This window comes from Oerskovia sp. NPDC060287, assembly GCF_042726775.1.
GTDB lineage: Bacteria > Actinomycetota > Actinomycetes > Actinomycetales > Cellulomonadaceae > Oerskovia > Oerskovia merdavium.
In genome coordinates this window covers 1-10697 of the sequence record NZ_JBHXBO010000140.1, presented here as the reverse complement: position 1 = coordinate 10697, position 10697 = coordinate 1, and the positions used below count along the sequence as shown (strand labels likewise).

General features: G+C 66.8%; 18 protein-coding genes. All 18 read right to left on the bottom strand.

Going from position 1 to position 10697, the window contains the following annotated elements:
- Nucleotides 1–94: 94 nt before the first annotated feature.
- Nucleotides 95–613 (bottom strand): 50S ribosomal protein L17, encoded by a 519-nt coding sequence (gene rplQ, locus ACFWFR_RS12985; protein WP_377623228.1) that lies wholly within the window; start codon nt 611–613, stop codon nt 95–97.
- Between the two features lie 56 nt (nt 614–669).
- Nucleotides 670–1689, bottom strand: coding sequence for a DNA-directed RNA polymerase subunit alpha (locus ACFWFR_RS12980; RefSeq protein ID WP_056653808.1), 1020 nt, complete (start codon nt 1687–1689; stop codon nt 670–672).
- A gap of 154 nt (nt 1690–1843) precedes the next feature.
- Nucleotides 1844–2248 (bottom strand): 30S ribosomal protein S11, encoded by a 405-nt coding sequence (rpsK, locus tag ACFWFR_RS12975; RefSeq protein WP_056653805.1) that lies wholly within the window; start codon nt 2246–2248, stop codon nt 1844–1846.
- Between the two features lie 103 nt (nt 2249–2351).
- Nucleotides 2352–2726 (bottom strand): 30S ribosomal protein S13, encoded by a 375-nt coding sequence (gene rpsM / locus ACFWFR_RS12970; protein WP_030151919.1) that lies wholly within the window; start codon nt 2724–2726, stop codon nt 2352–2354.
- Between the two features lie 214 nt (nt 2727–2940).
- Nucleotides 2941–3054 carry a 50S ribosomal protein L36 gene (gene rpmJ, locus ACFWFR_RS12965; protein WP_009740505.1) on the bottom strand — a complete coding sequence of 38 codons (114 nt, stop codon included), beginning with the start codon at nt 3052–3054 and terminating at the stop codon, nt 2941–2943.
- Between the two features lie 85 nt (nt 3055–3139).
- Nucleotides 3140–3361 carry a translation initiation factor IF-1 gene (infA, locus tag ACFWFR_RS12960; protein ID WP_012867920.1) on the bottom strand — a complete coding sequence of 74 codons (222 nt, stop codon included), beginning with the start codon at nt 3359–3361 and terminating at the stop codon, nt 3140–3142.
- A 355-nt stretch (nt 3362–3716) separates the two neighbouring features.
- Complete coding sequence (map, locus tag ACFWFR_RS12955) at nt 3717–4553, bottom strand: type I methionyl aminopeptidase (RefSeq protein WP_377623227.1); 837 nt, start codon at nt 4551–4553, stop codon at nt 3717–3719.
- A 22-nt stretch (nt 4554–4575) separates the two neighbouring features.
- A complete protein-coding gene (locus ACFWFR_RS12950; RefSeq protein ID WP_191801536.1) occupies nt 4576–5133 on the bottom strand; it encodes an adenylate kinase in 558 nt (185 codons plus the stop codon).
- Between the two features lie 56 nt (nt 5134–5189).
- Complete coding sequence (secY, locus tag ACFWFR_RS12945) at nt 5190–6485, bottom strand: preprotein translocase subunit SecY (RefSeq protein ID WP_056653799.1); 1296 nt, start codon at nt 6483–6485, stop codon at nt 5190–5192.
- Nucleotides 6486–6718: 233 nt separating this feature from the next.
- A complete protein-coding gene (rplO, locus tag ACFWFR_RS12940; protein ID WP_082609121.1) occupies nt 6719–7291 on the bottom strand; it encodes a 50S ribosomal protein L15 in 573 nt (190 codons plus the stop codon).
- 2 nt (nt 7292–7293) lie between these two features.
- The gene (rpmD, locus tag ACFWFR_RS12935) at nt 7294–7476 is read right to left on the bottom strand and encodes a 50S ribosomal protein L30 (RefSeq protein WP_030151924.1); all 183 of its coding nucleotides are present in this window, start codon (nt 7474–7476) and stop codon (nt 7294–7296) included.
- A complete protein-coding gene (gene rpsE / locus ACFWFR_RS12930; RefSeq protein ID WP_056653795.1) occupies nt 7476–8132 on the bottom strand; it encodes a 30S ribosomal protein S5 in 657 nt (218 codons plus the stop codon). The genes rpmD and rpsE overlap by 1 nt, the downstream gene beginning before the upstream one ends.
- Before the next feature lie 52 nt (nt 8133–8184).
- Nucleotides 8185–8556 carry a 50S ribosomal protein L18 gene (gene rplR / locus ACFWFR_RS12925; protein ID WP_056653792.1) on the bottom strand — a complete coding sequence of 124 codons (372 nt, stop codon included), beginning with the start codon at nt 8554–8556 and terminating at the stop codon, nt 8185–8187.
- A 2-nt stretch (nt 8557–8558) separates the two neighbouring features.
- A complete protein-coding gene (gene rplF, locus ACFWFR_RS12920) occupies nt 8559–9095 on the bottom strand; it encodes a 50S ribosomal protein L6 (protein ID WP_056653788.1) in 537 nt (178 codons plus the stop codon).
- Nucleotides 9096–9115: 20 nt separating this feature from the next.
- Entirely contained in the window at nt 9116–9514 is a 399-nt protein-coding gene (gene rpsH, locus ACFWFR_RS12915; protein ID WP_030151928.1) for a 30S ribosomal protein S8, read from the bottom strand.
- 76 nt (nt 9515–9590) lie between these two features.
- Complete coding sequence (locus ACFWFR_RS12910) at nt 9591–9776, bottom strand: type Z 30S ribosomal protein S14 (RefSeq protein WP_012867931.1); 186 nt, start codon at nt 9774–9776, stop codon at nt 9591–9593.
- 1 nt (nt 9777) lies between these two features.
- A complete protein-coding gene (gene rplE, locus ACFWFR_RS12905; RefSeq protein WP_056653785.1) occupies nt 9778–10350 on the bottom strand; it encodes a 50S ribosomal protein L5 in 573 nt (190 codons plus the stop codon).
- Nucleotides 10350–10691 carry a 50S ribosomal protein L24 gene (gene rplX, locus ACFWFR_RS12900; protein WP_056653782.1) on the bottom strand — a complete coding sequence of 114 codons (342 nt, stop codon included), beginning with the start codon at nt 10689–10691 and terminating at the stop codon, nt 10350–10352. Before rplX ends, rplE begins: the two co-directional genes overlap by 1 nt.
- Between the last annotated feature and the right edge of the window lie 6 nt (nt 10692–10697).

The window sequence follows — 10697 nt, the reverse complement described above, 5'->3', positions numbered from 1 at the left end:
CCTCATCGCCGCCTATGCCGCGCGCGCCGCGGGGATCGCTCCGGTGTGGGAGCCGTTGCCGGTGCAGTATCCCGTCCGGCAGAGCCGGGCGGGATCAGTCCTCCTTGGAAGCCGGAGCGTCCTCGACGACGGGAGCGTCCTCGACAACCGGGGCGTCCTCGACGACCGGCGCGTCCTCGACCTTGGCGGCCTTGGGCTTGCTGGCCTTCTTCGCAGCCTTCTCGGCCTCGCGGACGACAGCCTGCTTGGGGCTGACGGGCTCGGTCACGAGCTCGATGACCGCCATGGGGGCGTTGTCGCCCTTGCGGTTGCCGACCTTCGTGATGCGCGTGTAGCCACCGTTGCGCTCCGCCATCTGCGGGGCGATCTCGGTGAAGAGCGTGTGCACGACGGACTTGTCGCGGACGACGGTCATGACGCGACGGCGAGCCGACAGGTCACCGCGCTTCGCGAACGTGATGAGACGCTCGGCCAGCGGACGCAGGCGCTTGGCCTTGGTCTCGGTGGTCGTGATGCGGCCGTGCTCGAAGAGCGCCGTGGACAGGTTCGCGAGGATGAGACGCTCGTGAGCCGGGCCACCGCCGAGCCGCGGACCCTTGGTGGGGGTAGGCATTGATCTTGCTCCTTAGAAGTGGATCGTGCGTGCGGCCGAGCCGCTCGCACGGAAGGTCAGTACTGCTGCTGCTCGTCGGAGAACGTCGCCTCGTCCTCGTCGGCCTCGTAGTAGTCGGCCGTCGAGGGGTCGAAGTCCAGCGGCGAGTCCTTGAGGTTCAGGCCGAGCTCTGCGAGCTTCTCCTTGACCTCGTTGATGGACTTCGCGCCGAAGTTCCGGATGTCCAGCAGGTCTGCTTCGCTGCGAGCGACGAGCTCGCCGACCTGGTGGATGCCCTCGCGCTTGAGGCAGTTGTACGAACGGATCGTGAGGTTGAGCTCCTCGATCGGGAGCGCCAGGTCCGCGGCGAGAGCGGCGTCCGTCGGGGACGGGCCGATCTCGATGCCCTCGGCCTCGACGTTGAGCTCACGGGCGAGGCCGAAGAGCTCGACGAGCGTCTTGCCGGCCGAGGCCAGCGCGTCGCGCGGGGAGATCGCCTGCTTCGTCTCGACGTCGACGATCAGCTTGTCGAAGTCGGTTCGCTGCTCGACACGGGTCGCCTCGACCTTGTACGTGACCTTGAGGACCGGCGAGTAGATCGAGTCGACGGGAACACGGCCGATCTCGGCGTCGAAGGACTTGTTCTGGTTGGCGGAGACGTAGCCACGTCCACGCTCGACCGTCAGCTCGATCTCGAGCTTGCCCTTGTCGTTGAGGGTGGCGATGTGCAGGTCCGGGTTGTGGACCTCCACACCCGCCGGCGGAACGATGTCCGCGGCGGTGACCGCGCCAGCGCCCTGCTTGCGCAGGTACATCACGACCGGCTCGTCGTTCTCCGAGGAGACCACGAGGTTCTTGATGTTGAGGATGATCTCGGTGACGTCTTCCTTGACACCGGACACCGTGGTGAACTCGTGGAGCACACCGTCGATACGGATCGAGGTCACTGCAGCGCCCGGGATGGACGAGAGCAGCGTGCGACGAAGCGAGTTGCCGAGGGTGTAGCCGAAGCCAGGCTCGAGCGGCTCGATGGAGAAGCGCGAACGGTTCTCCGAGAGGACCTCTTCGGTCAGGGTGGGGCGCTGTGCGATCAGCACTGGTGTGTTCCTTTCAGTGTGCGTCCGCCATATGACGCATCACGGGCAACGCTGTGCCGGGGCGGGACTCTGTCCACCCGCCCAGGTGGCTGCGCCCGCCGCCGCACCGACCCGAAGGGATCGGGTGCGGCGCGACGGCGAGCGAAGCGGAAGATCAGACGCGGCGACGCTTCGGGGGGCGGCAGCCGTTGTGAGCCTGGGGCGTCACGTCCTGGATCGAGCCGACCTCGAGGCCGGTCGCCGTGAGCGAGCGGATCGCGGTCTCGCGACCGGAGCCCGGGCCCTTGACGAAGACGTCGACCTTCTTGACGCCGTGCTCCTGGGCGCGGCGAGCCGCGGACTCAGCAGCGAGCTGCGCGGCGAACGGGGTCGACTTGCGCGAGCCCTTGAAGCCGACGTGGCCGGCGGAGGCCCAGGCGATGACAGCACCCGTCTGGTCCGTGATCGACACGATCGTGTTGTTGAACGTGCTCTTGATGTGAGCCTGGCCGTGAGGGACGTTCTTCTTGTCCTTGCGGCGCGGCTTGCGAGCCGCGGTGGCGCGAGTCTTGGGAGGCATTTCTGAGTTCTCTCCTGGTCTGAGGTGTTCGGACCGGGTCGGCGTGCGCTGCGCGGGTGAACTCGAGGTTCAGGCGAGCGGCACGCGTTCCACGGACTACTGCTTAGCGGGCCTTCTTCTTGCCGGCCACGGTGCGCTTGGGTCCCTTGCGGGTACGCGCGTTGGTCTTGGTGCGCTGCCCGCGGACGGGCAGGCCGCGGCGGTGACGCAGGCCCTCGTAGCAGCCGATCTCGACCTTGCGGCGAATGTCAGCAGCCACCTCACGGCGGAGGTCACCCTCGAGCTTGTAGTTGCCCTCGAGGTAGTCACGCAGCGCGACGAGCTCGGTGTCACCGAGGTCCTTCACGCGAACGTCCGGGGAGATCCCGGTGGCGGCCAGCGTCTGCTGGGCGCGGGTACGGCCGACGCCGTAGATGTAGGTGAGCGCGATCTCGAGCCGCTTCTCGCGGGGGAGGTCGACGCCGACAAGACGTGCCATGTGCCTTTCGGCTCCTCTGTACTTCGTTCGGAGGTCTACCGCACCATCTTCCCGCGGAGCTGCGGGCCCCGGCCTCCGAGCCGGGGGTTCCCCTCAGTGGGCCTGTGCGGCCCGACCGTGAGGTTCGTGGTGATGCGCTGGTTGGCACCCGAGGGTGCCGGCGACCGGTCCGCTCTCGCGGACCTGGATCACCGTGCGCCGGAGCGCCGGGGACTCAGCCCTGGCGCTGCTTGTGGCGCAGGTTCTCGCAGATCACCATGACGCGACCGTGCCGGCGGATCACCTTGCACTTGTCGCAGATCTTCTTGACGCTGGGCTTGACCTTCATCAGTCTGTTCCTCCGCCGCCGCACGCACGCGCGGGCGAACCCAGGCTTGCGGCAGCAGTTGTTTCGAGTGGTGGATTCTTGACGACTACTTGTAGCGGTAGACGATCCGGCCACGGGACAGGTCGTACGGGCTCAGCTCCACCACCACTCGGTCCTCAGGGAGGATCCGGATGTAGTGCTGTCGCATCTTGCCCGAGATGTGAGCCAGAACCTTGTGCCCGTTGGCCAGCTCCACGCGGAACATCGCGTTCGGCAAGGCCTCGACCACGCTGCCCTCGATCTCGATGACACCGTCCTTCTTTGCCATATCCTCCGCTAACTCTCGTCTGAACTGCTTCCCACGCACCCGTGCTCTACGAGGACCGGTGAGTGGACGTCGTGTGTGGCCCGGCCCGTCGTCGGTCAGTTCGACTCGCACGGGAAACGCGGACTACACCCAGCGGACTATCCTACGGCATGGATCACCGCGAGGGAACCGCGGGGCTGTGCACCCCGTCACCGTGCTGCGCGGTGCGTGATGCGTGCTGCGTGCTGCGTGGTCTCGGTGCTCGGGCGAGCGACGGCTCGCCCGACGGCCGACGGCCCGCCCGGACCGGGGAGGTCGGGACGGGCCGGGCCTGACGCCGGCCCAAACCTGGGCGCGGTCCGGCCGAACAGGGCCGTCAGGCGTCGAGCGGGGCGATCGTGACACCGAGCTCGGCGAGCTTGGCCGCACCGCCGTCAGGGGCCGTCAGGACCCAGATCCCGTCCTCGAGGATCGCGACGCTGTGCTCCCAGTGGGCAGCACGGGCGCCGTCGTCGGTCACGACCGTCCAGTCGTCCTCGAGAACCTGCGTGAACCGCTCGCCACGCGTCACCATGGGCTCGATCGCGAGGCACATGCCCGGCTTGAGCCGAGGGCCGCGCTCGCGCGTCCGGTAGTTCAGGACGTCCGGCGGCTGGTGCATCGAGGTACCGATGCCATGGCCGACGTACTCCTCGATGATCCCGTACGCGACGCCGTCCGCAGCAGCCGAGGCCTCGATCGAGTCCTCGACCGCGTTCCCGACGTCGCCCAGCCGCTCACCCGTGGCCAGCGCGGCGATGCCCGCCCAGAGCGCCCGTTCTGTCGCCTCGACGAGCGCGATGTCCGCTGCGTCCGCCTCCGGCAGCACGAACGAGAACGCGGAGTCCCCGTGCCAGCCGTCGACGATCGCTCCGCAGTCGACCGAGACCACGTCGCCCGGGAGGAGCTCGCGCGTCCCGGGGATACCGTGCACGACCTCGTCGTTCACCGAGACGCAGAGCGTCGCCGGGTAGCCGTGGTATCCCAGGAACGACGGGGTGGCACCGGCGTCGCCGATGACAGCCGCCGCCAGGGCGTCCAGGTCCGCGGTCGTCATGCCAGGACGCACCGCCGAGCGGACCGTGGCGAGCGCGTCAGCGACCACCAGGCCCGCCCGGCGCATGGTGCGCACCTGGTCGACCGTCTTGTACTCGATCTTCTCGCGACCGAACACGTCTCGCCCCAACCGTCCCGGGTCAGCCGACGAGAGGCGCGAGCGCCTCGACGAGACGCGAGGTCACGTCGTCGATCTCACCGATGCCGTCGACCTGGGCGAGCAGACCGCGCTCGGCGTAGGCGGACGTGAGCGGAGCCGTCTGCTCGGCGTAGATGTCCAGACGGCGGGCGATCGCCTCCTCGGTGTCGTCCTCGCGCCCCTCGATCTCCGCGCGCTTGCGCAGACGAGCGAGGAGCTCGTCGCGGTCCGCGGTGAGCTCGAGGACGGCATCCAGCCGGACGCCGAGGTCCGCGAGGATCTCGTCGAGCTCGACGACCTGCGCCGCGTTGCGCGGGTAGCCGTCGAGGATGAAGCCGCGCGCCACGTCGTCCTGAGCGAGACGGTCACGGACCATCTCGTTCGTCACGGAGTCCGGGACGAGCTCACCCTTCGCGGTGTACTCCTGAACGAGCCTGCCCAGCTCGGTGCCGCCCTTGATGTTCGCACGGAAGATGTCGCCCGTGGAGATCGCAGGGATGCCGTAGTGCTCCGCCAGGCGAGCCGCCTGGGTGCCCTTGCCTGCACCCTGGGGACCCATGATGATCAGGCGAGCGGAGCCCTCCGCGGAGGACGCTGCAGTGGGAGTCGATTCGGTCAACGCAAGAACCCTTCGTAGTGACGCTGCTGCAGCTGCGAGTCGATCTGCTTGACCGTCTCGAGGCCGACGCCCACGACGATGAGGATCGAGCTACCGCCGAACGGGATGTTCGTGCTCACCCCCAGCAGGACGAGGACGAGCGTCGGGATGAGCGCAACGAGCGCGAGGTAGATGGCACCCGCAGAGGTGATGCGGGTGATGACGTAGTCCAGGTACTCCGCCGTCGGCCGGCCGGCACGGATGCCGGGGATGAAGCCGCCGTACTTCTTCATGTTGTCGGCGACCTCGTCCGGGTTGAACGTGATGGCCGTGTAGAAGAAGCAGAAGAAGACGATCAGGAGCACGTAGATCGAGATGTGGATCGGCGAGGCCGGGTCAGCGAGGTACTTCGAGACCCACTGGACCCATCCGGCCGTCGCGTCGCCGAACTGGGCGATGAGACCGGGGACCGCGAGCAGCGACGACGCGAAGATGACGGGGATGACACCCGACATGTTGATCTTGATCGGGATGTAGGTGCTGGAGCCGCCGTACATCTTGCGCCCGACCATGCGCTTCGCGTACTGCACCGGCACTCGGCGCTGGGACTGCTCGACGAAGACGACGAGCCCGATCACCAGGATGATGACCGCGATCATGATGGTGAAGTTCACGGCGCCGTTGGCGCCGCCCGCGATGGACCACAGAGCCGTGGGGAAGCTGGCGGCGATCGAGGTGAAGATGAGGAGCGACATGCCGTTGCCGACGCCGCGCTCAGAGATCAGCTCACCGAGCCACATGATCAGACCGGTACCGGCGGTCATGGTGATCACCATGAGGGCCGAGGTCATGAAGCTGTCGTTCGGGATGACCTCGACCGGGCAGTTCGGGAAGAGGAAGCCGCTGCGGGCAGTCGTGATGACCGTCGTGGACTGCAGGATCGCGAGAGCGATGGTCAGGTAGCGCGTGTACTGCGTGAGCTTCGCGGTACCGGACTGGCCTTCCTTGTGCAGTGCCTCGAAGTGAGGGATGACCACGCGGAGCAGCTGCACGATGATGCTCGCGGTGATGTACGGCATGATGCCGAGCGCGAAGATCGAGAGCTGGAGCAGGGCTCCACCGCTGAACAGGTTGACCATTCCGAGGAGGTCGTTCTGCCCCTGGGCCGCGATGCACTGCTGGACGTTGGCATAGTCCACGCCGGGGGTAGGGATGAACGAGCCCACACGGAAGATCGCCATGATGGCGATCGTGAACAGCAGCTTGCGCCGCAGGTCAGGTGTCCGGAAAGCCCGGGCGAATGCGCTGAGCACCTATCCTCCTGGCCCGCTCGAGGCGGGATGTCGTGTCGCCGGGGTTCGGCGAGATGTGACGCACCCGGCACGGGACGCCACTGGGCACCTTAGCCGCTGCGCCGCGATGGACGGCAATTTGAGACAACCGGCAGTGATTCTACGTTCCCCCGAGCGAGGCTGGCACCGGCTACCACGCCTCTAGACGCAGACAGGGCCGACAGCGCATAGCGCTATCGGCCCTGTCCTTCGTATCAGTTCTCCGAGATGGAGCCACCGGCCGCAAGGATCTTGTCCTTGGCGGAACCAGAGAGCGCGTCGACCGCGACCTCGAGCTTGACGGTGATCTCACCCGTGCCGAGCACCTTGACGAGCTCGCCCTTGCGGACGGCTCCCTTGGCGACCAGGTCCTCGACGGTGACGGAGCCACCCTCGGGGTACAGCGCGGAGAGCTTGTCCAGGTTCACGACCTGGTACTCCGTGCGGAACGGGTTCTTGAAGCCACGAAGCTTGGGCAGACGCATGTGCAGCGGCATCTGACCACCCTCGAAACGCTCCGGCACCTGGTAACGAGCCTTCTGGCCCTTGGTACCACGGCCGGCCGTCTTACCCTTCGACGCCTCACCACGACCCACACGGGTCTTGGCCTTCTTGGCGCCGGGGGCCGGACGGAGGTGGTGCACCTTCAGGGTGCCACCAGCGCCGACGGTCTGCTGAGCCTCGGCCTTGGGGGCCTCGGCGACAGCAGCCTTCTTGGCAGGAGCCTTCTTCTTGGGAGCGTCGGTCGAAGCCTCGACCGCGGTCTCCTTCTTGGCCTTCTCAGCCATGATCACTCGACCTCCTCAACGGCGACGAGGTGCGCCACCGTTGCGACCATGCCGCGGATCTCCGGGCGGTCCTCCTTCACGGCGGTGTCGCCGATCCGCTTGAGGCCCAGAGTGCGCAGCGTGTCGCGCTGATTCTGCTTGCCGCCGATGGCGGACTTCGTCTGGGTCACCTTGAGTCGAGCCATCACGCACCTACCCCAGCTGCACGTGCACGCAGGAGGGCGGCCGGAGCCACTGCCTCGAGCGGCAGGCCACGGCGCGCTGCAACAGCCTCAGGCTGCTCCAGGTTGCGCAGGGCCTCGACCGTTGCGTGCACGATGTTGATCGCGTTGGACGAACCGAGCGACTTGCTCAGGACGTCGTGGATGCCCGCGCACTCCAGCACGGCGCGCACCGGTCCACCGGCGATAACACCGGTACCCGGAGCGGCCGGACGCAGGAAGACGACACCGGCGGCTGCCTCGCCCTGGATGGGGTGAGGGATGGTGCCCTGGATGCGGGGAACCTTGAAGAAGTTCTTCTTGGCTTCCTCGACACCCTTGGCGATCGCCGCGGGAACTTCCTTCGCCTTGCCGTAGCCGACACCGACGGTACCGTCGCCATCGCCCACCACGACGAGCGCGGTGAAGCTGAAGCGACGGCCGCCCTTGACGACCTTGGACACGCGGTTGATGGTGACGACGCGCTCGACGAAGGCGTTCTTCTCGGCGGCGTCACCACGGCGACCGTCACCCCGACGACCGTCGCGACGAGCGTCGCCCCGGCCTCCGGAGTTGCGGTCGGTCGACTCGTTGGCGGCACCCGTAGGGGCGCCGGTGCTGCTGCGCTGCCCTGCAGCCATCAGAGAATCCTTTGCTTCCGTACCGTGTACACGGTGGTGGTTTCGGCCATCATCACAGGGACAGACCGCCTTCGCGGGCCCCGTCGGCGACTGCAGCCACCCGGCCGTGGTACTTGTTGCCACCGCGGTCGAAGACGACCGAGTCGACACCAGCGGCCTTGGCACGCTCTGCGACGAGCTCGCCGACCTTGCGGGCCTTCGCGCTCTTGTCGCCCTCGAGCGACCGCAGGTCGCCCTCGATGGTCGAAGCGGAAGCAACGGTCTGGCCGATCGTGTCGTCCACGATCTGCGCCGTGATGTGGCGCGCGGAGCGCGTCACCACGAGGCGGGGACGAGCAGCCGTGCCGGCAATCTTCTTGCGCAGGCGGAGGTGGCGGCGCTTGCGCGAGACCGCCTTGCCCTTGCCGAGAACCTTGAGAGCCATCGTTACTTACCAGCCTTTCCGACCTTGCGGCGGACGACCTCGCCGGCGTACCGCACACCCTTGCCCTTGTACGGCTCGGGCTTGCGGATCTTGCGGATGTTCGCAGCGACCTCGCCGACCTGCTGCTTGTCGATGCCCGCGACCGAGAACTTGGTCGGGGACTCGACAGCGAAGGTGATACCAGCGGGCGCGGACACCACGACGGGGTGGCTGAAGCCCAGAGCGAACTCCAGGTCAGTGCCCTTCGCGGTCACGCGGTAACCGGTACCGACGATCTCGAGCTTCTTCTCGTAGCCCTCGGTGACACCAGTCACCAGGTTCGCGAGAAGCGTGCGGGTCAGGCCGTGCAGAGCGCGCGATGAACGCTCTTCGTTGGGGCGCGTCACCACGAGGGTGGAGGCGTCCTGGGAGACCTCGATGGGGGCGGGGATGGTGTGCTCCAAGGAACCCTTCGGGCCCTTGACCGTCACCAGTGCGCCGCTGATCGTGACATCCACTCCGGCGGGAACCGGAACGGGGATCTTGCCGATACGAGACATGGCGTATCTCTCCTTTCCGATTACCAGACGTAGGCGAGGACTTCTCCGCCCACGCCCTTCTTGGCTGCCTGACGGTCGGTCAGGAGGCCGGAGGACGTGGACAGGATCGCCACGCCGAGGCCACCGAGAACCTTGGGCAGGTTGGTCGACTTCGCGTACACACGCAGGCCGGGCTTCGACACGCGGCGCACGCCAGCAAGGGAGCGCTCACGGTTCGGGCCGAACTTCAGCTGGATCGTGAGGTACTTGCCCACGGGGGCGTCCTCGACGGTCCAGCCGGAGATGTAGCCCTCGGCCTGCAGGATCTCAGCAATGTGCGACTTCAGCTTCGAGAACGGCATCTGAACCGTCTCGTGGTAAGCCGAGTTCGCGTTACGCAGACGGGTCAGCATGTCTGCGATCGGGTCGGTCATCGTCATTGGGCTTCAGCCCTTCCTCGCCGGGGTATCTGGCCGGTTCCCCGAGGGGAACCGTGCCAGACCTACGACGTAGTTGTTACCAGCTGCTCTTGGTGACGCCGGGAAGCTCGCCACGGTGTGCCATCTCGCGAACGCAGATACGGCACAGGCCGAACTTGCGGTACACGGAGTGCGGGCGACCGCACTTCTGGCAGCGAGTGTAGGCGCGAACCGCGAACTTAGGCTTTGCGGCTGCCTTGTTGACCAGGGCCTTCTTCGCCATATCAGTTCTGCTCCTTGAAGGGGAAGCCGAGACGGCGCAGCAGAGAGCGGCCCTCGTCATCGGTCGTCGCCGTCGTCACGATCGTGATGTCCATACCGCGGACGCGATCGATCTTGTCCTGGTCGATCTCGTGGAACATCGACTGCTCCGTGAGACCGAAGGTGTAGTTGCCGTGTCCGTCGAACTGCTTGGGCGACAGGCCGCGGAAGTCGCGGATACGCGGCAGTGCGATGGACAGCAGGCGGTCGAGGAACTCCCACATGCGCTCGCCGCGCAGCGTGACGTGCGCGCCGATCGGCATGCCCTCACGCAGCTTGAACTGAGCGATGGACTTGCGGGCCTTGGTGACCTGCGGCTTCTGGCCGGTGATGGCCGAGAGGTCGCGGATGGCACCTTCGATGAGCTTCGAGTCCTTGGCCGCGTCGCCGACACCCATGTTGACGACGATCTTCGTCAGTCGTGCAACCTGGTTGACGTTCTCGTGGCCGAACTCCTCGAGGAGCCCGGCGACGATCTCGTCGCGGTAGCGCTGCTTGAGACGCGCGATCTCCGGGGCTTGCAGTTCAGTGCTCATCAGATGTCCTTACCGGAACGCTTGGCGACGCGCACGCGGACGTTACGCGTACGGCCGTCACGCTCGACCTCTTCGGTGCGGTACCCGACGCGGGTGCCCTTCTTGGTCTCCGGGTCGACGACCATCACGTTGCTCACGTGGATCGGCGCCTCGACGACCTCGATGCCACCGGTACGCGTCCCGCGCTGGGACTGACCCACCTTGGTGTGCTTCGTGACGCGGTTGATGCCCTCGACGATCACGCGGTCGGAGTCCGTGAGGACCTCGAGCACGCGACCCTGCTGGGTACGGTCCTTGCCAGAGATGACGACCACCAGGTCGCCCTTCTTGATCTTCGCCATGTTCAG